The sequence below is a fragment of the Desulfuromonas versatilis genome, assembly GCF_019704135.1.
GTDB classification, from domain to species: domain Bacteria; phylum Desulfobacterota; class Desulfuromonadia; order Desulfuromonadales; family NIT-T3; genus Desulfuromonas_A; species Desulfuromonas_A versatilis.
The window spans coordinates 1,339,440-1,361,325 of the sequence record NZ_AP024355.1; the positions used below are offsets into that span (position 1 = coordinate 1,339,440).

Consider the following 21,886-nt stretch of genomic DNA (forward strand, 5'->3'; position numbering starts at 1 on the left):
CGCAGCCAAACGCCCATCGCTCATTCCCTGGGGGGATAAAAGCCGCTCAGGGCCCAGGCGGTCAGCATCACCATCCCCCCCACCAGCAGTGCCCAGAGTGCGCCGATACGCAGCCAGGAGCCCCATTGGATGCCGGCGCCGGAGCGCACTTGCTCGCCGCCGGCAAGCAGCCAGGCGGCATACATGGCCACGGCTCCGGCGAACAGCCCGCTCAGGGTGCCGAACCAGAGCACCGCTTTCAGCCGTTTGGGTTTCCCCTTTCCCGTCATGTTCCCTGCCCGACTAGAAGTGCACGCCGAATTGGCGCAGCAGCAGGATGAGCAGCAGGTACAGCGCGATCATCACCCCCATGGAGGCTCCCAGCGCCCAGAAAAAGCCGACCTGCTGGCGCAGCAGCAGCGGCAGCAGCACGAACAGCGACAGCGAAGGGAGCACCAGCCAGAAAATGCCGGCGGAGAGTTTCGCCACCTGCTCGGTGCTGCCGGTTTCCAGGTAGAGCCACAGCAGAGCGAGCACCGAGACCAGCGGCACCGAGGCAAGCAGGGCGCCCAGCAGGGTGCTGCGTTTGGCGATCTCGGAGACGGCGACCACCAACAGCGTCGTCAGGACGATCTTTACCAGGTAATAGGCCATGTTTTCCCAGACTTGCGCGAAAAGGTCGGTCGCTCTTCAAGCATAGCCGATTTTTCCTCCCTGTGGCTCACCCCCGCCCGCGTTCCTGCTGGCCCATCCAGCCCGTGGGGAGCGCTTTCTGCCAGCCAAGCTGCTCCAGCACCCGCAGAAAGTCGCGGTCCAGGGGGGACCGTAGGGTGATCTCGCAATCGCTCGCCGGGTGGGGAAAGGAGAGCTCCACGGCGGAAAGCAGCAGGCGGTGGCAGGCGAAATGATCTCTGAAAAAGCGGTTGTGCCGCCCTTCGCCGTGCTTGGTGTCGCCGATGATGGGATGGAAGATATGCTTGAAATGGCGCCGGATCTGGTGCTTGCGCCCCTGCCGGGGATACGCCTCGAGCAGAGCATAGCGGCTGCTGGGGTAGCGTCCCACGGCGAAGGGGAGTTCCACCTCGGCCAGCCGGCGGAATCCGGTGACGGCGGGCTTGGGGCCTTTTCCCTGCCGGGCGCGGGCATCGCTCATCCGGTCGAGCTCTTCGCTGAGGGGGTGATCGATCACCCCCTGGGCCTCGGGAACCCCTCGCACCACCGCCAGGTAGCTCTTGCGCACCCGCCCCCCGCCGAAGGCCTCGCTCAGGCTTCTGGCCGCCTGCGGGGTCAGGGCAAACAACAGCACCCCCGACGTAGGCTTGTCGAGGCGGTGCACCGGGTAGACCCGCTGGCCGATCTGGTCGCGGACCATCTGGATGGCGAAGCGCTTTTCCCGCCGGTCGATTTCGCTTCGGTGGACCAGCAGCCCGGCCGGCTTGTTGACGGCAACACAGTGCTCGTCGCGGTAGATCAGATCGAGAGTCTCCAGGTTGGCCTCCAGGGGAGCGGGGTTCTTGTTATACTGAAGCGAGCGGTAGAGTAAAACCACCCAGCCCATTCGTCAAGAAGGAGAACGCCATGCCCGGACTGCTGATTCGCTGGGGCATCCAGACCCTCGCCATTCTGGCAGCTGCCTACCTGCTGGAGGGGGTGGAGGTGACGGGGTTCTTTTCCGCCCTGTTCGCCGCCGCCCTGCTGGGCATTCTGAACGCCTTGTTTCGCCCGGTGCTGCTGCTGTTGACCCTGCCGTTCAACATTCTCACCCTGGGGCTGTTCACTTTCGTCATCAATGCGCTGCTGCTGATGATGGTCAGCGGGGTGGTCGGAGGCTTTGTGGTGCAGGGCTTCTGGCCCGCGGTGTTCGGTTCGCTGATCATCAGCCTGGTGAGCTGGCTGTTGACCACCCTGGTCAGCGACCAGGGGCGGGTCGAGGTCATCGCCCTGCAGCGACGCGGCGGTCGCTGGGAGTAGGCTCCGGGCGAGACGGCTTACCCTGCGCCCGCTTCGGGGAGCTGCCCCGAGCTCGCCCCGTCGACCATGGTCAGGGCCTGTTCGGCTTCGACCAGCACCCGCCACAGGTCGGCGCTGTCGCCAAGCCCAACCTTAATCAGGAACGCGGCGATGCCAAGGTTGGTGCGGGCCCGGTAGAGTTCGACCTGGCGCAGGAAATCCGCCGCCGGGGTTTCCCGGTGTTCGAGGTAGGCGTCGAGAAACACCGCCTCGGGACAGTTTTCGAGAACCTGCGGGTGCCTGAAGAACTGGTTGCGGAACTGGGCAAGGAAACAGCCGACGTCGAAGGCCGGCGGCAGGCGAAAGGAGCTTTCGAAATCGATGGCGGCGACGAACAGGGTGTTGGGATTGTCCAGGTTGTCCTGGCCGATGAAGATGTTTTTCGGGTGGTAATCCCCGTGCCCCTGGATCAGCAGCTCCGGCTGCTCGACACCCAGGCGCTGCTCCTCGGCGGCGATGCGTTCCATGATCTCCTCGGCACGGCGGGTGTGGGGGTGGTCGATCTCCCTGAAGCGCTTGACATAATTTTCCAGCCGTTTCTGCTCGCGCTCCGCGAACTCCCCCGCCGGGGTGAGCTGCAGGCGGCCGTTGTGCAGGCGGGCAAGCCAGCAAGCCGCCAGGCGCACGAAGTGCTGGCCATCCTCCACCGGGGCCTTGAGCAGTTTGTCGAAAAGGGATTTGCCCCGCAGCCCCTGCTGAATCAGGGTGCGCGTGGCGGGGTCCTCGTCGATGGCCCGCGGCACGCGGAAGCGCCCCTCGCTGAATCCCTGCGCGGCGATGGCCGCCATGATTTTGTGGGCCCGTTCGGCGGAACGCCACTTGTAGGAACTGTCCAGGGTCTGGATGATGATGCGTTCGCGGACCTCGTCCTGACCCTTGGCGCCGAAGGTGACCTCGGTGACCTGGCTTTTGGAGCCGGCCCGGGGGATCTCCTTGAAAAAGGGGCGACAGCGCCCCCGGCGGATTTCCAGCGCGAGTTCGTCGATCGTTTTCACCGGGTGATCGAAGATGGTCGGATAGAGCCCCGCGTAGTCGGCGCCGTGGGTATCGGTGCCGGCGATGGCGGTGAAGCGATGGCGGTGCCAGTCGCAGAGCCCCCGGCTGTTCTCGCGGACCGTGTGGTTGGAGTTGAAAATCTCGATGGCGTCCAGCAGCGGATGGTTCAGCTTGGCGGCTGTGGGAAGGCGCTGCTTGCGATAGGGGTGGGCCCACACCAGGGCGGCATCGGGAGCGCTCTGGCGGATCCGGGCCAGCGGCGTCCCCCTGGCGAAGGTTTCCCGGGCCCCGTAGATCAGCACGTCGCCCAGTTCGGCCGAACAGGTCTCCTGCCCGGAAAGGATCAGGAAGTGGTCGGGAACCCCCGCCTGCCGCCGGAGCCTTGCCAGCTCGAGCGGGTCCCAGAGGAAATGATGATCGGTGAACACGACTCCCTGCAGCCCCTTGGCGAAAACCCGCTCAATCAACTCCAGGGCTCCAATATGGCTGCAGGCCGAGTGCTCCCGGGTATGGCAGTGCATTTCGATGAGCATGAATGCCTCAGCTTAGAGGTTTGAACAGGTTTGACCAGGGCGACACTTCGATTTTACAATAAACGGATAAAAAATATATCCTGCCCGCAATGATCCTTTAAGCGTGGAATCTGGGGGGAGTTTCTTGACATGTCAGGGAATGGGGATACAATCAAGGTATTCAGTGTAACTCACTGTTTAGTAAAGGTTTTGGCCTTGTGGGTGCGGAGGGGACCGTAACCCTGAGACCTGGAAAACAGAAGGAGTCCGCTATGAATGTGTTTGATTTTGCCATGGATGTCGAACGCAGCGGCATGAAATATTACCGCAGGCTGGCCAATAAAACCGAAAACAAGGGCATTCGCAGAATATTTTCCATGATGGCCAAGGATGAAGAGATGCTGCTGCGACGCTTCCAGGCGATGCGCGGCCGGGTGCAGAATACCACCATGGAAGACAGCCGGGTGCTGGATTATGCCGCCAACATCTTCGAGGGGTTGCTCGATGACAACGACGCCCTGCGGATGGAAACCGACCTTGACGCCTACAATTACGTCCTCGAGGTGGAAAAGGCGATCTGCCAGCTTTACCGGGATGCAGCCGAGCGCGAAAAAAACGACGAGGTTCGCGGTCTGCTCAGAAAGATCGGTGCCGAGGAGCACCGGGAACTGGAAAGCCTGGAGAAAATCTACGATTTCGTCAATGCCCCCAACGAGTACCTGGCGTGGGGCGAATTCAGCAACCTGGATGAGTTTCACAATTTCGGCCGCTATGAAGGCTGAGCGGAAGCCGGGGTGTGGGCACGCCCGTCAAGCCCTCCCGACCGGGAGGGCTTGACCGGTTTTTGCCTGCCGCTTGCCGTCCCACCACATCGTTGCAGGAGCCCTGTCATGAACAAAGTCGCAGGTTTGGCGTTTGCGATGCTGGTTGCCCTGTTGCTGGGCTGCGCAGCTGGCGGAACCCGCGATAAGGCCCCCCCGACTGTCGACGAACTGGCGGAGAAGGACCTCAAAGCCCTGTCCGACAGCGAGCTGTTGGCCTATTATTACGACCTCGACGAGCAGATCCGGCGCCGGGAAGGCAGCTACGGCGGAACCTCCATCGGCTTCGGGGTGGGCAGCGGTGGTCGTGGCGGCGGGGTCGGCGTGGGGGTTACCCAGCATGTGGGGGGCGGGAGCGTGGCGGAGGCGCTGCGGGCACGGCGTACCGAGGTCCGGGTGGAGCTGTTGCGGCGGGGGATCAATCCCTAGGCAGGGCGGAGGCCGTAGCCTGCTCATCCCAGTAGTGTTCAGCTCCCGGGTGAAGCGGGGTCAGGATGTTCTCGAGGCCTCCGTCCCGGGGCATCTGCCGGGCCGTGGTCTTTACTCTGGCCAGATGGACCAGCCCGGCGGCGGAGAAGACCTCCCGCAGCGCTGCCGAAACCTGTTCAGCCCTGAGCTGCTTGCCGGCGACCCAGACCGCGGTGTCCTGAAAACTCTGCACCGCCCTGTCCTGGCCGGGGTAGGTGCCTGCGGGGATGAGAACCTCGGAATAGAAGGGGAAGGGGGCAGAAAAATCGGCTTCTTCAGCCGGGGGCGGGATATCGAGAAACCGGATCTCGTGGCTGGCAGCCAGCTCAACAACCGCGCTGTTGGGCACTCCCGCCAAAATCCACAGGGCATCGATCTGCTCACCTGCCAGGGCTTTCGCCGCATGGCTGTAGCCGATGAACCGCGGCTCGATCCGGCTCCAGAGGTCCAGGGAACGGAAGTAGCGCTCGGCGGAGGCCGCCGCGCCGGAACCGACCCCGCCGACGGCCACCCTTTTCCCGACCAGCTTCGCCACTGAATCTATGCCGCTGCTGCGCAGGGTTACCAGGTGGGCGGGGGCGTCGTAAAGGGAGGCCATGGCGAGGACCCCTTCATATTTTTTTTGGTCCTGAGGCAGTTTCCCCTGGCGGGCCAGAAACAGGTCGCCCGCATAAACGATGGCAAAATCAGCGGCCCCCGCGTTCACTCGGCGGATGTTCTCCACCGATCCAGGCGAGGTCCTGTTGATGACCACCAGATTCCCGGCGTTTCTCGAGAGGTGTTCGGCAATGCCTGCCGAAAAGAAGTCGAAGGTCCCCCCGGTCGGGCCGCCCGAAAAAATCAACTCGAGCTTCACTGCCTGGCCGAAGATCGTAAGGGGGGCCAGAAGCAGCAGGTTCAGGGTCAGAATGATGATGCAGGCGCTACGCTTCATCCTCGGTTCGCTGGGTAGCCGCGCGGCAGGGATTGCCGCCGGAGGCTTGGAGAGACGACCCTGGGCGCCGCAAACCGGCCCCCAGGGGATTTGCCATTGGAAACCGCGACCGTCAGTCCGGCAGGGGGATGACGAACACCGGTCGCTTGGATTTGCGCAGGACCTTTTCCGTGGTGCTGCCGAGAAAGGCGTGCTCGATGGCACCCTTGCCGTGTGAACCCATGACGATCACGTCGATTTTGTTCTGGTCGGCAACCTGGAGAATCTTGGCCACCGGGTGCCCATGGGACACCTCGATGCTGGCGATCCTCTGCAGGTCTTCGGGGTGGTCGGCCAGTTCGTCCTCGGCGAATTTCTTCAACCGTTTCTGAATTTCCTGACGCGCTTCCTCCTCGTGCTGGGCCTCGAACTTGTCCAGGCTTCCCTTGACCATCATCGCCGAGATGTAGGCCCGCATCGAGGCGTCGACTTCTGGAACCACGTGAAGCAGGTGGATTTTCGCCTGGTTGCGCCGCGCCATCATGACGGCGTGCTTGAAGGCGTGAACGGAGTTTTGACTCAGGTCGGTTGCCACCAGAATATTGCTGTAGTTGGGTAGCATGGTACTCTCCTTGTTCCCGGTCCGTCGTTGCTACGCTATAAGTTTAGCACTATAACCTGAAACCGTGGGCTCGGGGCGGGAAACGAATGCAAGCCCAGGCAGGTCAATGACTTTCGCAAATGCCCGCTTCGGACTCACCGATTCAGCGCCAATACAGGAGATAGGTCAGCCGTTCCACGAAAGAAGGGGAGGCTTGGTGCCTCCCCTTGGCTTTGGTGGAAGTCCCCGACCTTATTTGCCTGCGGCCAGGGCCCCTTCGATCAGGTCTTTGCCGACGGCATCATAAAACTCGGAATAGATCGGCAGCAGCTTGTCTTTCCATGCCTTGCGCTGCTCCGGGGTCAACTCATGGATCTTGGTAGTGCCGGCGGTCTTGATCTCGGCCAGGTACTTTTCATCCAGTTCCACCGCCAGTTTGTTGGCATACTCGGTGGACTCCTTCATCGCCTGGGTGATCAGCGCGCGCTGGTCGTCGTTGAGCTTCTTCCAGAAAATCTTGCTGGCGACCACCATGTAGCCGAGGTAGCCGTGGTTGGACATGGTCAGATCGGTCTGCACTTCATAGAATTTCTGGGTGTAGAAGTTGGACAGCGGGTTCTCGCAGGCGTCCACGACCTTCTGCTGAAGGGCGCTGTAGACCTCGGAGAAGGGCAGCACCTGGGGATTGGCGGCGAGGGCTTTGAACTGGGCCTCGAGAACCTTGGAGGACATGATGCGGAATTTCAGCCCGGAAGCATCCTCAGGCTTGATCAGGGGCTTGTTGGCGGAGAGTTGCTTGAAGCCGTTGTCCCAATAGGCCATGCCGACCATCCCTTTTTTCTCGACCATGTTGAGCAGCTTCTGGCCCACTTCACCGTTGAGCACCTGGTGCAGGTGGTCGATGTCATTGAACAGGAAGGGGAGGTCGAACAGCTCGAGCTGGGGGACGAAGGTGGTGAACTTGGAAAAGCTGGGGGCGGCCATCTGCACGGCGTTCATGCTCAGCGCCTCGAGGGCGGCGCGATCGTCGTAAAGCGAGGCGTTGGGGTAAACCTCAACCTTGATCTCGCCATTGGAGCGCTCCTCCACGAGCTTCTTGAAGTACTCCGCGGCCTGGCCCTTGGGGGTGTCGACGGCTACGACGTGGGAGAATTTGATGGTTACCGGTGCTGCCATGGCGGGTACCGCAACCAGTGACAGGATCATCAGTCCGACAAGAAATCCAAATTTGCGCATGTGTTACTCCTCCTCTGTTTTTGCGGGAGCCTGGCCAGGTTCACAACGACCCCGGCCAGCTCCCAGGCGTTCGAGTGGTGTTTCCGGGCTTTAACGGCCGAACATCAGGTTGGGAAGCCACAGGCTGATGGCCGGCACGTAGGTGATGATCAGCAGGCCGATCAGCAAGGCGAAAAACCATGGAATCGCCGCTTTTACCACGTCGCCAAGGCTCAGCCCCGATATGCCGCTGGCCACGAACAGGTTGAGTCCGACCGGCGGGGTCAGCATGCCGATCTCCATGTTGACGGTAATGATCACCCCGAGGTGGATCGGGTCAATGCCGAGCTTCATGGCCACCGGGAAGATTAGCGGCGCGATGATCATGATCAGGCTCGAGGGTTCCATGAAGTTGCCAGCCAGCAGCAACAACAGGTTGACGAAGATCAGGAAGGTGACCTTGCTCAGGTTCATGTCGATGATCCAGGCGGCCAGCTGCTGGGGAATCTGCTCGATAGTCAGCATGTAGGCGAAGATCATCGCGTTGGCGATGATGAACATGATCATCGCCGCGGTTGCCGCGGAGGCCTTGATGACGTCGGGAACCTGTTTCCAGGAAAGATCGCGGTAGATGAACTTGACCACGATGAAGCCGTACACCGCGGCGACGGCGGCCGCCTCGGTGGGGGTGAACAGGCCGCCGTAGATGCCGCCGATGATGATGATGACCACCAGCAGCGCCCAGACGGCATCCTTGAAGGCCACCCAGATCTCCTTGCCGGAGGCGGCCTTGGTCTTTTTGAACCCACCCCTTACCGCGGCGATGTAGGTCACAACCATCAGCATCCCGCCAAGGAAGATCCCCGGAACCACCCCGGCCATGAACAGCTTGCCGATGGACTGGTCGACGGTGACCCCGTAGACGATCAGCACAATGGACGGCGGAATCAGGATCCCCAGCGAGCCGGCGCAGACAATGCCGCCCACCGAGAAGCTGTCGCTGTAGCCGTCCTCGCGGATGGCGCCGATCATGATCGAACCGATGGCTGCCACGGTCGCCGGGGAGGAGCCGCTTACGGCGGCGAAAATGATGCAGGCGAAGATCGCCGAAATCGGCAGGCCCCCCGGCAGGTGGCCGACCACCGAGCGGGCAAAGCGGATGATGCGCGCCGCCGCCCCCCCCTGGGAGAGAAAGTTCCCGGCCAGGACGAACAGGGGGATGGCCATCAGGGCGAATTTGTCCAGCGAGGTGAACATTTTCTGGGCGATGATCAGCGTCGGCTGATCGGTGAACAGAAGCAGCGCCGCGGTAGTGGAAAGGCCCAGGGCGACAGCGATCGGCACCCCGATCAGCAGAAGAATCACCAGCAGTCCGAATAGAGTCAGGGTAGCCATCAGGTCAATGCTCCTTCATAACCATGTCATAGGAAAATTCATCTCCCGGCACTTTCAGGAGCTTGACGATCTTCAGAATTACCTGGTAGGCGGCGATTCCCATGGTGATCGGGACACACCCGTAGATGATCCAGAAGGGGATCCCCATGTCGACCGAGGACTGTTCGAGTTCATAGTTGAAGACGCAGAAGTTGTAGCCCCAGACGATCAGGGCGAGCAGGTAGCCGAGAATGATCAGCAGGCTGAAGGTCAGTACGACCTTGGCGACCTTCGGCTTGAGTTTGTGGATGACGATGGTCACCCCCAGGTGCATGCCTATCTTGAAGCCGTAGGCGGCCCCGAACAGGGCGCTCCAGATGAACAGGTAGGAGGTCATCTCCCCCGCCCAACTGAGCGACATGTTGAATCCGTAGCGCAACACGACGTTGATGAACGCCACCAGGGTCGCCAGCGACATGGTGATCATCATCACGGTGGTGCTGAAAATTTCCAGGTACCTGTCTAGTCTGTCAAACATTCTCGGCCTCTGTCCTTCCTTGAAATGTCATGGGTATGGCACTCCCCGCGCGGGCGCTCTTGCCCGACGCAGGCACGCTGAATGGGCTCGGGGGAGGGAGGACCGGGAATGGCTGACGCCAAATATAACGCAGTTACCAAGTCGGCCCACAAGTCCATTAGGCAAGGAAGATGCCATTTTTAAAAAGGCGTTTTTCTTTGGTGGCCGACCAGGTTTTTCGCGGGTCTGTCTTTAGGTTCTGGCAGTTTAAGTAGCGATTTTGGCGGATGGATGTGGCGTAAAATCGCCAGCTGTGGCCAAAAAAAGCCTTAGCTGGATCTGGTCTTGGTTTTTGATAGAACCATGTTTATGGTGTCTCAGCCGGCTGCTTGTAATGCTTGTGTGGGGGAAAATAACCCTATTTCAATGGTGTTGGCGTGGGGGCGACATTTTTTTCCGCGCCCCGGGCGGGGCTCGGCGGGCAGTTTTCTCCCGCGGTCAATAGCGGTGAGCCGACTGGCTTTTTCTGGAGGGTGATCAGGCTTCGCGGAAGATCCTGCCGAGAAATCCGAAGGCCTTCTTGATGGCCACCCAAAGCTTGGGGAGCAGCCAGATCATGAACAGGATAAACAGGATGAGCAGGCCTATGAATACCAGCGGATAGTTCAAGGCAACCCACAGGCCGCCGATCACCGCGATGTCTTCGCCCAGCGAGGCGACCCAGTTGCTTACCGGTTCGGGGGAGGTGTTGATTACCACCCGGGAGCCGGCCTTGGTGGCATGGGTGGCGGCGGTCAGGCTCCCGCCGAGGATTGCCGCGGCCAAGGCCAGGGCGGGGTTGACCTCTCCGACGGCGCCCGCGGCCAACAGGGCTCCGGCGGGAATGCGAATGAAGGTGTGCAGGCCATCCCAGCCGGTGTCGGCTCCAGGCACCTTGTCGGCGACAAATTCCACCGCATACATCAGCCCGGCCGCTGCGATGACCACGGGCTCGGTGAGAACCATCAGGTTCTCTGGCAGGGTTATGTTGCCTGTTGCGCCGAGCAGTCCAAGCACCAGGATGGCGGCATAGAGGTTGATTCCGCTGGCCCAGGCAACCCCCATGGTCAGGGCGATGGTACGGGCGACCTCGTGCAACTGTTCCATCTTGATTCCTTTCCGGTGGCTGCTCCGCTGAGGAGCGCACGGGGAGCTTTCGGACGGCGATGGTGAAGTTTTTTTATTTTAGCACGAAATGTCGCAGAAATGCGGGAGGCTCCGTGTCGGGTTTCCTGGAGAATTTCCCGGAGGACTTGACAAGGGCCCCGCCAAGCCATTAGATTGACGATGAATTTATTCGCTGGAGGATTCAGTTATGCCGTTGTACGAATATCAGTGCGAGAGCTGCAATCAGGTTTTCGAGGTCCGTCAGAAGTTTTCCGATCCGCCGGTAGCCGAATGCAGCGCCTGTGGCGGTCCGGTAAAAAAGCTCATATCCCAGGCCGGTTTCGCTTTGAAGGGCGGGGGCTGGTACCAGCAGGGCTACGCCGGCGGGTCGCAACCCGCGGCCTGCCCTTCCGGTGGCGGCGGTGCGGCATGTGGCGGTTGCCCGAAGGCCGCCAACGAGTGACAGATTGAATTTGAAAAAAAATCCCCGGCCGCAAGGACCGGGGATTTTTTTTCCTGATTATTGATTGGTTTGCTCGGCCGCGATCAGATGGCCCTGGCCAGGGTGGCGGGGTCGATCTGCCCGGAAAAAAAGGCGGAGGGGAAGAATCGCTTGCCGTCGGCATAGACTTCGGTTCGGTTGCGGCCGTTTTCCTTGGCTCGATACAGGGCCTGGTCGGCCTCCTCGATGATTTCGAGGTGGCCGGCGCTGCCTCGACCGCTTGCGGTGCTGATGCCGATGCTGGCGGTAACCCGCAGGTCGATGCCCAGCTCGGCGGGAGTCAGGGAGGCGATCCGGGCCCGAACGCGCTCGGCGACCAGGTGGGCCGCGTCTGAACTGGTCCCCGGCATGATCAGGGCGAATTCTTCGCCGCCGAATCTGCAGACGGTATCCGGTTTTCTCAGGCTGCGGCGCAGGGCGGCCGAGACCGCCCGGAGCACCGCGTCACCGGCCGGGTGGCCGTAGGTGTCGTTGATCGACTTGAAATGGTCCAGGTCTACCAACATCAGCGAGTAGGTGGTTGCGGAGCGACTGCTGCGGGAGGCCTCGGCTTCAAGGGTCTGGTGGAAAAATCGCCGGTTGCCCAGCCCGGTCAACTCGTCGGTCAGGCTCTGGCGCGCCAGGTCGGCATTGGCCTTGCGCAACTGATCCATGCGTCTCTTGTTGGCGAGGTAGCGGTGAATGCGCGCGGCGGCCTCCTTGGTCGAGGTGGCGTAGGTCAGGCAGTCGCTGGCCCCGGATTCGAAACCGATGATTCTATCTTCTTCACTGCCTTCTGCTGCGAGAGCAAGCAGGGGGATATCGCTCCACTCGGCGCGCTGTTTCAGATAGCGGGTCCACTCGAAGGCCTCCTTCGATAGTTTCTCCATCCCGAAGAAGATCAGGTCGATTCTGAAATTCTCCAGCATCGCCAGGGTCTCCCTGGGGGTGCTGCTGTGCAGAATGCGGTCGAACAGTTGGGTCGATTCGGCCAGGTCGGAGATTTCCTGCCTGCGCCTGGTGGATTGTCCGATGATGAGGGTCGTTGCGGCCATCGAATTTACCTTATCGCGAAAATTTGCATGCTGACATGGATGTTGTTCATGAGAAGCCGGCATGGTCAACCTTAAAGCATCATGCGTGCCAAGATGGGAGGGGGTACCCCTGCTGTCAAGCCAGAGGCGCCGGGTTTGAACCTGATGTTGGTTTAAGGTGTTGAAATGAAGCATGAAAAGTAGGCTGGCCAAGATTTTTCCGGGGCGAAGAAAATGAATTTCATCGCCGGGGCAAGGCTGGCCCGGCTGCCTCAAAGACATAGTTTTGACCCGAAGCTGGGGACTTTTGCTGCATCGGAGGTTGTGACTGCGATTTGACGTCATTTTGACATGTTGGGTGTAAGGTGCTGAAATTTCATCGATGGTCGCAGAAATGAAAGGCTTGGCTCAATTTGACTGGATCAGGGGTTTCTGGGCCTTTACAATCCTGATGGTGTTTCGTATAGTTGCTGCATTTCCAGGGAGGTGTTTTTAGTGAGCAAAATTATTGATGGCAAGGCGATTGCCGCTGATATCCGCAAGCAGATCGCGGCCGAGGTTCAGGTTCTCAAGGCCGAAAACGTGACTCCGGGGCTGGCGGTGGTACTGGTGGGGGACGACCCGGCCAGCCGGGTGTACGTGTCGATGAAGGAGAAGGCCTGCGAGCAGGCAGGGATTTTTTCGGACGAGCACAAGCTGCCGGCCGAAACCTCCGAGGCCCAGCTCCTGGCCCTGATTGACGAACTCAACCGCGACCGGCGCATCGACGGCATCCTGGTCCAGTTGCCGCTGCCGGGACATATCGACGAGAGCAAGGTGCTCGAGGCGATTTCTCCGGAAAAGGACGTGGACGGTTTTCATCCCTATAACGTCGGGCGCCTGGCGACCGGCAATCCCCTTTTTCAGCCCTGCACCCCCTATGGGGTAATGAAGATGCTGGAGCACAGCGGCGTTGAACTGGCGGGCAAGGAAGTCGTCGTGGTCGGCCGCTCCAACATCGTGGGCAAACCGGTGGCCTTGATGTGCCTGGCCAAACACGCCACGGTCACCATCTGCCACTCCCGGACCCGGGACCTGGCCGACCAGGTGCGGCGCGCCGATGTGGTCGTCGCCGCCGTGGGCCGACCGGAGATGATCAAGGGCGATTGGATCAAGCCCGGCGCGGTGGTGATTGACGTCGGCGTCAACCGGGTGGGCGAGAAGAAACTCGTAGGCGATGTGGATTTCGCCGCGGCCAGCGAGCGGGCCAGTGCCATCACCCCGGTCCCCGGCGGGGTCGGCCCCATGACCATCACCATGCTGCTTTACAACACCGTGGAAAGCGCAAAGCGCCGCGCCGCAAAATAGCTCGATTGGGGATCAGCGCCCGGGTATGGCAAACCGTACCTGGGCGTTGGTGTCTCATGGCGCCTGCGCAAGGGCGCCGAGGGTGACAACGATGATCATCAGCAAGCAGAAGGACCGGCAGGAGTTGCTCGCCGCCCTCGAGGGCCGCGACCGGATCTTTCTGGTGGGGTGCGCCGCCTGCGCCACCGCCTGCAAGTCCGGCGGCGAGGAAGAGGTGTTTCAGCTCCAGGAGTGGCTTGGCGGCCAGGGCAAGGAGGTCACCGGCAGCGTTGTCATCGATGAGGCCTGTCACATCATGCGCGCCGCCAGGGACCTGCGCCAGCACTATGCTCAGATCGAGGAGGCGCAGGCCCTGCTGGTTCTCGCCTGCGGGGCGGGGATCCAGTCGGTCTCAGGCAGTACGGACAGGCTGGTGATCGGCGGGGTAAACTCACTGTTTCTCGGCAACGTGCGGCGATTCGGCCAGTATGAGGAGAAGTGCTCGCTGTGCGGTGAATGTATCCTCAACGAAACCGCCGGCATCTGTCCCGTCACCAATTGCGCCAAGGGTTTGCTCAACGGACCCTGTGGCGGAATGGAGGAGGGGCGTTGCGAGGCTGATCGCGACAGCGAATGCGCCTGGGTGCAGATCTATGAGCGGCTCAAGACGCAGGGCCGCCAGGGCGTGTTCGCCCGCACCGTCGCCCCCAAGAACTGGGCCAAGGGGGGCAAGCCGGGGAAACATAAACTCAAGTGATCCGTGGACCGTGGTCCGTGGGCAGTAAATGCTTCTCACGGCCCACGGCCCACGGCCCACGGGTTCTCAAATGTCCAAACTTCAACAGCAGCTGGACGCCGGTCAGTTCGTCGTCACCGCCGAAATTGCCCCGCCCAAAGGGTCCGACCCGAGCGAGGCACTGGCCAAGGCGCGGTCCTTTTCCGGGGTGACGGCGATCAACGTCACGGACAACCAGGGGGCCAACATGCGCATGTCCCCCCTGGCGCTGGCGGCGCTGCTGGTGCGCCAGGGGCAGGAGCCGGTCCTGCAGCTGACCTGCCGGGACCGAAACCGCCTGGCCCTGCAGTCCGACCTGCTCGGGGCCGCGGCGCTGGGGGTGGAGAACCTGCTGATTCTCTCGGGCGACCATGCGCGCTTCGGCGACCACCCCGAAGCGAAATCGGTGTTCGATCTGGATTCGGTTCAATTGCTGCAGGCGGTCGAAGGCTTGACCCTTGGCCAGGACCTGGCGGGGCGTTCCCTGGAGGTCGCTCCCAGATTTTGCTGCGGGGCCGCGGTGAGCCCCTCGGCCGAACCCTTTGAGCTGATGTTTCAGAAATTTGCCAAGAAGGTGGAGGCGGGGGCCGGTTTCTTCCAGACCCAGGCGGTTTTCGACCCCCCGGCCCTGGAGCGATTCATGGCCGCGGCTCGGCCGCTGGGCGTTCCTGTGCTGCTCGGGGTGCTGCTGGTCAAAAGTGCCCGGATGGCGCGATTTCTCAACCAGCATATCCCTGGGGTGCAGGTGCCCGAGCCGCTTGTCGAACGCCTCGAGCAGGCAGCCGACCCCCTCGACGAGGGGGTGGCCATTGCCCGGGATATGGTGGCCCAGGCCCGCAGCCTCTGCCAGGGGGTGCACCTGATGACCCTGGGGCACGAGGAGCGCATCCCGGAAATCCTGCATCAGACTGGCTGATCATCCAACCCGCATCCTTACCGGAGGGAATTCATGTTGAAACAAACGCCCCTGAACGCGGCGCACAAGAGACTGGGTGCGCGCATGGTCGATTTCGGCGGCTGGGAAATGCCGGTGCAATACCGGGGAGTCATCGAGGAACACCTGGCGGTGCGCAACGCTGCCGGGCTTTTCGATGTCTCTCACATGGGCGAGATCGAAGTGAAGGGGGAGGGCGCCTTCGCCTTTATCCAGGAGCTGACCGTCAACGACGCGGCCAAACTGGTCAACGGCCAGGTGCAGTACAGCGCCATGTGCTATCCGCATGGCGGGGTGGTCGACGATGTCACCCTGTACCGCTTCGACCAGAACCATTTCCTTTTCTGTGTCAACGCGGCCAATATCGACAAGGATTTCGCCTGGATGGAGGAAGTCCTGGAAGAGGGCGGGTTTGCCGGGGTCACCCTGCGCAACCGCAGCAATGAATTCGCCCAGTTGGCCCTGCAGGGGCCGGCCGCGGACGCTATTCTTGCCCGGCTGACGGCAACCGACCTGGGGAAAATCGCCTATTACCATTTCTACGAGGGGCTGGTCGGCGGGGTCCCGGCGATCATCTCCCGCACCGGCTACACCGGGGCGGGCGGCTTCGAACTCTATTTCGCCCCCGAGGCCGCGGAGAAGCTCTGGGATGCCCTGCTCGCGGCCGGCGAGGCCGATGGCCTGGTTCCGGTGGGCCTGGGGGCCCGCGACACCTTGCGGCTGGAGATGAAATACGCCCTTTACGGCCATGAGCTGAGTCCCGAAATCACCCCCCTCGAGGCCGGGCTCGGCTGGATCACCAAGCTCGACAAGCCGAGCTTCATCGGTCGCGAGGCCCTGGTGAAAATGAAGCAGCAGGGGATCCCCCGCCGCCTGGTCGGCTTCGTGATGACCGAGCCGGGGGTGCCCCGCGCCGACTATCCGGTTCTGGCCGGTGGGCGCGAAGTCGGTGTCGTGACCAGCGGGACCATGTCCCCCTCGCTGCGCGTCGGGATCGGGCTGGCCCTGGTGGAGAGCGGCCAGGCTGCCGTCGGGACCGATTTGCAGATCGGCATCCGCAGCCGCCAGGTCGGCGCCCGGGTCGCCCACACCCCCTTTGTCAAACAGAATTCCTGATTCCCCCCCCCTCGGGACGGCAAGAAGGTCCCGAAGCCGGGTTAGAACCGGGCCTGGGGCAACGGCCTGCGCCCGGCCCGGCGGGAACCCGGGGATTCTGAAATCAGTCATCAGCTCAAGGCGATTCGCCCGTTAGAGAATTTTGCCAGCCGCATGGCCAAGGAGGATGAAAAATGGAATTTCCCGAGGACTTGAAGTACACCGAAGAGCACGAATGGGTTCTGCTCGAGGACGGCATCGTCACCGTAGGGATCACCGATTTTGCCCAGGACTCCCTGGGGGACGTGGTATTCGTGGAACTGCCCGAGGTCGGGACCATGGTCGAGGAAGGCAAGGCCTTCGGCGTGGTCGAGTCGGTCAAGGCGGTCTCCGATGTCTATGCCCCGGTCTCCGGGGAGGTGGTCGAGGTCAATGAGGACCTGCCCGATACCCCCGAGCTGATCAACACCTCCCCTTACGAGGACGGCTGGATGATCAAGATCCGCCTGACCGAGCCCGGGCAGGTCGACGATCTGATGGACGCCGAGCAGTACCAGGCATTCGTCGAGAAGGAATAACCCGATCCCCTCCCGGGGAGAGGTACTGCCCGAAGGGCGATAATCGATCCGCCCGGCAACAATCCCGACACCCGGCGACCCCCATGGGGCCGCCGGGTGCTCGTGCTGGATGGGCCGGATGGATTTTCCAGGAGATACCCATGCGCTATATTCCCCACACCCAGGAAGACATCCAGCAGATGCTGGAAACCGTCGGGGTCGGATCGCTGGAGGAGCTGTTCGAAGAAATCCCCAAGTCGGTGCGTCTGCAGCGGCCCCTCGACCTTTCCGCGCCCCTGTCCGAACCGGAACTGCTCCGTCATCTGCGGAGCCTGGCCGATCGCAATGCCACCCCTGACTCCATGCCGAGTTTCCTCGGCGGCGGCGCCTACAATCATTTCATCCCGGCGGCGGTCGACCAGTTGATCTCCCGCAGTGAATTCTATACCGCCTACACCCCCTACCAGCCGGAGATCAGCCAGGGGACCCTGCAGGCGATCTTCGAATACCAGACCCTGGTCTGCCAGCTGACGGGGATGGACGTGGCCAACGCCTCCATGTACGACGGTGCCTCGGCCTGTGCCGAAGCGGTGTTGATGGCGGTGCGCGCCACCCGGCGCAAACGGGTCCTGATTTCCGAGGCCCTGCATCCGGAGTACCGCGAAACGGTGGCCACCTACTGCCGCTACCTCGATGTGGAGCTGGTCCCGGTCCCCTTCGATGCTTCGGGAGGCACCGACATGAGCGCGCTCTCCTCGCTGCTCGACAAGGAGACCGCCGCGCTGGTCGTGGGCTATCCCAACTTTTTCGGCGTAGTCGAGGATCTCGCGGCCCAGGCCGAAGTGGCCCATGGGCTGGGGGCGCGGCTGGTCGCTGCGGTGCAGGAGCCCATCGCCCTGGGATTGCTCAAATCCCCCGGGGAGTTGGGTGCCGACATCGTCGCCGGCGAGGGGCAGAGTTTCGGGATCCCCGTTGCCTTCGGCGGCCCCTACCTGGGGTTCTTCGCCGCCCGCCAGAAGGATCTGCGCACCATGCCCGGCCGGCTGGTGGGGGAGACCCTCGATACCCGGGGGCAGCGCGGCTTTGTCCTGACCCTGGCCACCCGCGAGCAGCACATCCGCCGCGAAAAAGCCACCTCCAACATCTGCTCCAACGAAGGCCTCTGTGCCCTGATGGCGACCATCTACCTGTCGCTGATGGGCAAATCCGGTATCCGCGAGGTCGCCGTGCAGAACTTCTCCAAGGCCGAGTATGCCAAGCGGGCCATCGGCGCCCTGCAGGGCTTTTCCATCCCCTTTGCCGGGGCGACCTTCAACGAATTCGTGGTCGAGGCCGGCGTGGAGGCCGGGGCGGTGCTGGAGCGGCTGGAACGCCAGGGGATTCTGGGCGGCATCGCGCTGGGAGGGTATTTTCCGGAAATGTCCAACCGGTTTCTGGTCTGCGTCACCGAGCAGAACAGTCGGCAGGAGATCGACGCCCTGGTGGCGGCCCTGGCAGGAGGTGAAAAATGAGCAGTGTCGGTACCAGCGGACTGGTTCTCAACGAAAAACTGATATTCGAGCATTCGGACCCCGGGCGCAAGGGCTACAGCCTGCCGGCGCTCGACGTGCCCGAAGCGCAGCTCCCCACGGCGCTGGTCCGGGAGGAGGTTGCCGGCTTCCCCGAACTCTCCGAGGTCGACGTGGTGCGCCACTTCACCCGGTTGTCCACCTGGAACTACGGGGTTGATTCGGGCTTCTATCCCCTGGGCAGCTGCACCATGAAGTACAACCCCAAGGTCAACGAGGCCGCGGCGCGCCTGGCCGGCTTCGCCGGGGCGCATCCGCTGGCCCCCGAGCATCTCAGCCAGGGGGCGCTGGAGCTGATGTTCAGCCTGCAGCAGGAACTGGCCGAGGTCTCCGGGTTCCCCGCCGTCACCCTGCAGCCGGCGGCCGGAGCCCACGGCGAGTTGACCGGCATGCTGATCATCCGCGCCTGGCACGAGGCCCAGGGCAACCCGCGCAGGAAGGTGCTGATCCCCGACACCGCTCACGGCACCAACCCGGCCACCGCGGCTCTGTGCGGCTACGAGGTGGTTTCCATCCCCTCCGACGGGGTGCTCAGCGCCGAGCGGGTCGCCGAACTGATGGACGAGAACGTGGCCGGGCTGATGGTGACCAACCCCAACACCCTGGGGCTGTTCGAATCGCAGATCAAGGAGATCTGTGAGGTGGTGCATGCCAAGGGCGGGCTGGTCTACTGCGACGGTGCCAACCTCAACGCCCTGATGGGGATCGCCCGGCCCGGGGATATGGGCATCGACGTGATGCATTTCAACCTGCACAAGACCTTCTCCACGCCCCATGGCGGCGGCGGGCCGGGGGCCGGCCCCGTCGGGGTCACCGCGGCCCTGGAGCCGTTTCTGCCGGTGCCGGTGGTGGTGCGCGAGGCGGGGCAGTATCGCCTCGACTCCCAGCGGCCGCAGAGCATCGGCCGGATGCGGGCTTTTCACGGCAACTTCGGCATCCTGGTGCGGGCCTATGCCTACATTCGCACCCTGGGCGGCGCGGGGCTCAAGCACGCCAGCCAGATGGCGGTGCTCAACGCCAACTACATCCGCGCCCGCCTGGAGGGGACCTACCATCTGCCCTACAAGCAGCGCTCGCTGCACGAGGTGGTCTTCTCCGAGCGCAACCTGCCCAACGACTGCCATACCCTGGATGTGGCCAAGCGGCTGATCGACTACGGTTACCATCCGCCGACCGTCTACTTCCCCCTGGTGGTCAAGGGCGCGATCATGATCGAGCCGACCGAAACGGAAAGTCAGGAAGTCCTGGATGAGTTCTGCGAGGCGATGCTGGCCATCGCCGCAGAAGCCAGGGACAACCCCGAACTGCTGCACCAGGCACCGGTCCGCACGCGGGTCGGGCGCATGGACGAAACCGCAGCGGCGCGCAATCCGCGGCTGAAGTGGGAAGGGTAGGAGGATAACGACGAAGGGCGCCGCGAGGCGCCCTTCGTCGTTGCCGGAGCTTCAGTAGATGACCCGGCGGGTCAGGTTGTAGCGGAAGAACGCGAAAATGCTCAACTCGTCCTTGGTAAAGGAGCGCGGCAGGGGGCCGAAGGGCGAGCCCTTCTGCACCGCCTGGAGGGCTTCCTCGTCGAGGACCTTGTGGCCGCTGCTTTCCATCAGCTGCACCTGGCGCAGCGTGCCGTCGCGGTTGACGGTGATTTTCAGCAGGCAGGTCCCTTCGTCGCCGCGTTCCGCCGAGCGGGCCGGATAATTCCAGACCGCGTAGATGTTGTCCCGGAAACGCTTGAAAAACGAATAGAGCAGGTCCCTTTCCATGTCGAGCCAGACCGCGTCGCCCTGCTCGACATCCGCCCGGTATTTCTGGCGCCATTCGCTCTCGAGGCGGGCGACCGTCGTCTGGGGCAGCGTCAGCAGCGACTGCAAGTCGGGGAGCTTCTCCCTCGGCGGAGCCGTCTGCGGGGCGGCCTGGGGCTCCGCTTGAGATTGCGGGCGCGCCGCCTCCTCGGCGGCGGCCCGGTTGCGCGGCTCCTGCTGCCGCGGCGCGGCGGGCGCGGCAGGCTTCGGTTGGGGTCGGGTCTGGGGCTGCGGGCGGGGCTGGGGAGCCCCCCGCGGTGAAGGCGCAGCGGGCAGCCTGTCCTCGACGTCCGCGCCGCGGGGGGCCGTCTCCCGGGTCACGACCTGGTCCTGGGGCCCGAGGCGCCTGGCCGGGGTTTCCCGGGGCTGCTCCGGCTCGGGCGGGGCAGGCACGTCGAGTTCGCGCTCGCGGGGCGGCGCGGGGCGGGGGGGGCGCACCTCGACATAGACCGGTTCGGGCCGGGGGGCCGGGACCAGGGAGCGCTGCGGCAGCAGGTAAATCAGCAGCAGGTGCAGCAGCAGCGAGAGGATGAAAAAGGCTGCCAGGAGGTGGCTTTGTCGGCGTTCTTGAAACATCGTCAGGGGCAGGCCATTGGGAGGTCAGTGTCGCCACATTATACATGAAGCCCGCCGCCGGGAGGCAGAAATGTTTCGTTTGCCAAAATCTGTGACCCGGTCATGAAAAGCGGGTTGACCACCTCTTCCGCATCGGCTATAAGTTAACCTTTAAAATCAACGCTTTCCACACGGAGGATGTTCCATGCACTTAGTCGATCAGATAAAAGCCAAGGCCCGTCAGAACCTGCAAACCGTGGTCCTGCCCGAGGGGTACGACGACCGCATGGTCCAGGCTGCCGGCCAGATAGTCAAGGACGGCCTGGCCAAGGTGGTCCTGCTGGGCAACCCCGCGACCCTCGGGACCAAGGCGCAGGAACTCGGCGCTTCCCTCGATGGGGTGACCCTGCTCGACCCGAAGAGCGCCCCCAAGCTGGAGCAGTACATCGATGAACTGGTGGAGCTGCGCAAGAAAAAAGGGCTTTCGCGCGAGGCGGCCAAAGAGCTGCTCACCGGGGACGACAACCTCTACTTCGGTGCCATGATGGTGCGCATGGGCGATGCCGGCGGCGCCGTGGCCGGGGCCTACAACACCACCGGCGACGTGCTGCGGGCCGCCTTCCAGGTGGTCGGGACCGCGCCGGGCATGAAGACCGTATCCTCGGTATTCCTGATGGTCACCAAGACCCCCGAGTTCGGCGAGAACGGCACTCTGCTGTTCGCCGACTGCGCCGTCAACCCCAATCCCGACGCCCAGGCCCTGGCCGAGATCGCCGTGGCCACCGCCCGCAGCTGCAAGAGCTTCCTGGGGGTCGAGGCCCGGGTCGGCATGCTCTCCTTCTCCACCAAGGGGAGCGCCAAGCACGAGGACGTGGACAAGGTCCTCAAGGCCCTGGAAATCGCCAAGGGGATGGACCCGGCCCTGCAGATCGACGGTGAACTGCAGGCCGACGCCGCGCTGCTGCCCAAGGTCGGGGCGAAAAAGGCCCCCGGCTCTCCGGTGGCGGGCAAGGCCAACACCATCATCTTCCCCACGCTGGACGCGGGCAACATCGGCTACAAGCTGGTCGAGCGCCTCGCCGGCGCCGAGGCCGTCGGCCCCATCATCCAGGGCCTGGCCAAGCCGGTCAACGACCTGTCCCGCGGCTGTTCCGTGGAGGATATCATCAGCGTCTCGGCGATCACCGCGGTGCAGGCGCAGGCCTGACAT

24 protein-coding genes are annotated in these 21,886 nt (G+C 62.9%); 12 read left to right on the forward strand and 12 right to left on the reverse strand.

The genetic code is table 11. The features are described 5' to 3' along the window. Nucleotides 1-20: 20 nt before the first annotated feature. The 3 genes from DESUT3_RS06005 to truC form a co-directional block, all read right to left on the reverse strand. Nucleotides 21-269: a hypothetical protein gene (locus tag DESUT3_RS06005; protein WP_221251533.1), complete on the reverse strand. Its 249-nt coding sequence runs from the start codon at nt 267-269 to the stop codon at nt 21-23. 13 nt (nt 270-282) lie between these two features. Next, nucleotides 283-633: a DUF3147 family protein gene (locus tag DESUT3_RS06010; RefSeq protein WP_221251534.1), complete on the reverse strand. Its 351-nt coding sequence runs from the start codon at nt 631-633 to the stop codon at nt 283-285. Between the two features lie 67 nt (nt 634-700). After that, a complete protein-coding gene (gene truC / locus DESUT3_RS06015) occupies nt 701-1,468 on the reverse strand; it encodes a tRNA pseudouridine(65) synthase TruC (RefSeq protein WP_404827034.1) in 768 nt (255 codons plus the stop codon). 89 nt (nt 1,469-1,557) lie between these two features. On the opposite strand from truC, the gene DESUT3_RS06020 reads away from it, so the two are divergent. Beyond that, nucleotides 1,558-1,950, forward strand: coding sequence for a phage holin family protein (locus DESUT3_RS06020; RefSeq protein WP_221251536.1), 393 nt, complete (start codon nt 1,558-1,560; stop codon nt 1,948-1,950). A 17-nt stretch (nt 1,951-1,967) separates the two neighbouring features. Here DESUT3_RS06020 and DESUT3_RS06025 read toward each other — a convergent pair whose 3' ends face one another. Continuing rightward, complete coding sequence (locus DESUT3_RS06025; protein ID WP_221251537.1) at nt 1,968-3,518, reverse strand: phosphotransferase; 1,551 nt, start codon at nt 3,516-3,518, stop codon at nt 1,968-1,970. A gap of 251 nt (nt 3,519-3,769) precedes the next feature. Here DESUT3_RS06025 and DESUT3_RS06030 point away from each other — a divergent pair, with 251 nt between their 5' ends. Both DESUT3_RS06030 and DESUT3_RS06035 read left to right on the forward strand, forming a co-directional pair. After that, the gene (locus DESUT3_RS06030; protein WP_221251538.1) at nt 3,770-4,279 is read left to right on the forward strand and encodes a ferritin-like domain-containing protein; all 510 of its coding nucleotides are present in this window, start codon (nt 3,770-3,772) and stop codon (nt 4,277-4,279) included. 108 nt (nt 4,280-4,387) lie between these two features. Further along, nucleotides 4,388-4,747, forward strand: a complete 360-nt coding sequence (locus DESUT3_RS06035) for a hypothetical protein (protein ID WP_221251539.1) — start codon at nt 4,388-4,390, stop codon at nt 4,745-4,747. Here the strand turns inward: DESUT3_RS06035 and DESUT3_RS06040 are convergent. From DESUT3_RS06040 to DESUT3_RS06065, 6 genes are all read right to left on the reverse strand, one after another. Next, complete coding sequence (locus DESUT3_RS06040) at nt 4,737-5,720, reverse strand: TAXI family TRAP transporter solute-binding subunit (protein WP_221251540.1); 984 nt, start codon at nt 5,718-5,720, stop codon at nt 4,737-4,739. The two genes, DESUT3_RS06035 and DESUT3_RS06040, sit on opposite strands and share 11 nt — an antisense overlap. Nucleotides 5,721-5,832: 112 nt before the next feature. Continuing rightward, the gene (locus tag DESUT3_RS06045) at nt 5,833-6,321 is read right to left on the reverse strand and encodes a universal stress protein (RefSeq protein WP_221251541.1); all 489 of its coding nucleotides are present in this window, start codon (nt 6,319-6,321) and stop codon (nt 5,833-5,835) included. Between the two features lie 231 nt (nt 6,322-6,552). After that, complete coding sequence (locus DESUT3_RS06050; RefSeq protein ID WP_221251542.1) at nt 6,553-7,536, reverse strand: TRAP transporter substrate-binding protein; 984 nt, start codon at nt 7,534-7,536, stop codon at nt 6,553-6,555. Between the two features lie 90 nt (nt 7,537-7,626). Beyond that, nucleotides 7,627-8,910, reverse strand: a complete 1,284-nt coding sequence (locus DESUT3_RS06055; RefSeq protein WP_221251543.1) for a TRAP transporter large permease — start codon at nt 8,908-8,910, stop codon at nt 7,627-7,629. A 4-nt stretch (nt 8,911-8,914) separates the two neighbouring features. Continuing rightward, entirely contained in the window at nt 8,915-9,427 is a 513-nt protein-coding gene (locus DESUT3_RS06060; RefSeq protein WP_221251544.1) for a TRAP transporter small permease, read from the reverse strand. 516 nt (nt 9,428-9,943) lie between these two features. Then, the gene (locus tag DESUT3_RS06065) at nt 9,944-10,552 is read right to left on the reverse strand and encodes a DUF4126 domain-containing protein (protein WP_221251545.1); all 609 of its coding nucleotides are present in this window, start codon (nt 10,550-10,552) and stop codon (nt 9,944-9,946) included. Nucleotides 10,553-10,760: 208 nt separating this feature from the next. On the opposite strand from DESUT3_RS06065, the gene DESUT3_RS06070 reads away from it, so the two are divergent. Further along, entirely contained in the window at nt 10,761-11,015 is a 255-nt protein-coding gene (locus DESUT3_RS06070) for an FmdB family zinc ribbon protein (protein WP_221251546.1), read from the forward strand. A gap of 83 nt (nt 11,016-11,098) precedes the next feature. Here DESUT3_RS06070 and DESUT3_RS06075 read toward each other — a convergent pair whose 3' ends face one another. Next, nucleotides 11,099-12,088 carry a GGDEF domain-containing protein gene (locus DESUT3_RS06075; protein WP_221251547.1) on the reverse strand — a complete coding sequence of 330 codons (990 nt, stop codon included), beginning with the start codon at nt 12,086-12,088 and terminating at the stop codon, nt 11,099-11,101. A 474-nt stretch (nt 12,089-12,562) separates the two neighbouring features. Here DESUT3_RS06075 and folD point away from each other — a divergent pair, with 474 nt between their 5' ends. The 7 genes from folD to gcvPB all read left to right on the forward strand — a co-directional run bounded on the left by folD (nt 12,563) and on the right by gcvPB (nt 19,716). Next, complete coding sequence (gene folD, locus DESUT3_RS06080; protein WP_221251548.1) at nt 12,563-13,414, forward strand: bifunctional methylenetetrahydrofolate dehydrogenase/methenyltetrahydrofolate cyclohydrolase FolD; 852 nt, start codon at nt 12,563-12,565, stop codon at nt 13,412-13,414. 91 nt (nt 13,415-13,505) lie between these two features. After that, complete coding sequence (locus DESUT3_RS06085; RefSeq protein ID WP_221251549.1) at nt 13,506-14,150, forward strand: methylenetetrahydrofolate reductase C-terminal domain-containing protein; 645 nt, start codon at nt 13,506-13,508, stop codon at nt 14,148-14,150. 70 nt (nt 14,151-14,220) lie between these two features. Further along, a complete protein-coding gene (locus tag DESUT3_RS06090; RefSeq protein ID WP_221251550.1) occupies nt 14,221-15,084 on the forward strand; it encodes a methylenetetrahydrofolate reductase in 864 nt (287 codons plus the stop codon). 33 nt (nt 15,085-15,117) lie between these two features. Further along, nucleotides 15,118-16,218 carry a glycine cleavage system aminomethyltransferase GcvT gene (gene gcvT, locus DESUT3_RS06095; protein ID WP_221251551.1) on the forward strand — a complete coding sequence of 367 codons (1,101 nt, stop codon included), beginning with the start codon at nt 15,118-15,120 and terminating at the stop codon, nt 16,216-16,218. A gap of 173 nt (nt 16,219-16,391) precedes the next feature. Then, on the forward strand, nt 16,392-16,775 hold the full coding sequence (gene gcvH / locus DESUT3_RS06100; RefSeq protein ID WP_221251552.1) for a glycine cleavage system protein GcvH: 384 nt from the start codon (nt 16,392-16,394) through the stop codon (nt 16,773-16,775). 140 nt (nt 16,776-16,915) lie between these two features. Further along, nucleotides 16,916-18,265, forward strand: a complete 1,350-nt coding sequence (gene gcvPA / locus DESUT3_RS06105; RefSeq protein WP_221251553.1) for an aminomethyl-transferring glycine dehydrogenase subunit GcvPA — start codon at nt 16,916-16,918, stop codon at nt 18,263-18,265. Then, on the forward strand, nt 18,262-19,716 hold the full coding sequence (gene gcvPB / locus DESUT3_RS06110) for an aminomethyl-transferring glycine dehydrogenase subunit GcvPB (protein WP_221251554.1): 1,455 nt from the start codon (nt 18,262-18,264) through the stop codon (nt 19,714-19,716). Before gcvPA ends, gcvPB begins: the two co-directional genes overlap by 4 nt. A gap of 51 nt (nt 19,717-19,767) precedes the next feature. Here gcvPB and DESUT3_RS06115 read toward each other — a convergent pair whose 3' ends face one another. Then, nucleotides 19,768-20,697, reverse strand: a complete 930-nt coding sequence (locus DESUT3_RS06115) for an energy transducer TonB (RefSeq protein WP_221251555.1) — start codon at nt 20,695-20,697, stop codon at nt 19,768-19,770. Nucleotides 20,698-20,881: 184 nt separating this feature from the next. Here DESUT3_RS06115 and pta point away from each other — a divergent pair, with 184 nt between their 5' ends. Beyond that, entirely contained in the window at nt 20,882-21,883 is a 1,002-nt protein-coding gene (gene pta / locus DESUT3_RS06120; protein WP_221251556.1) for a phosphate acetyltransferase, read from the forward strand. Nucleotides 21,884-21,886: the final 3 nt, after the last annotated feature.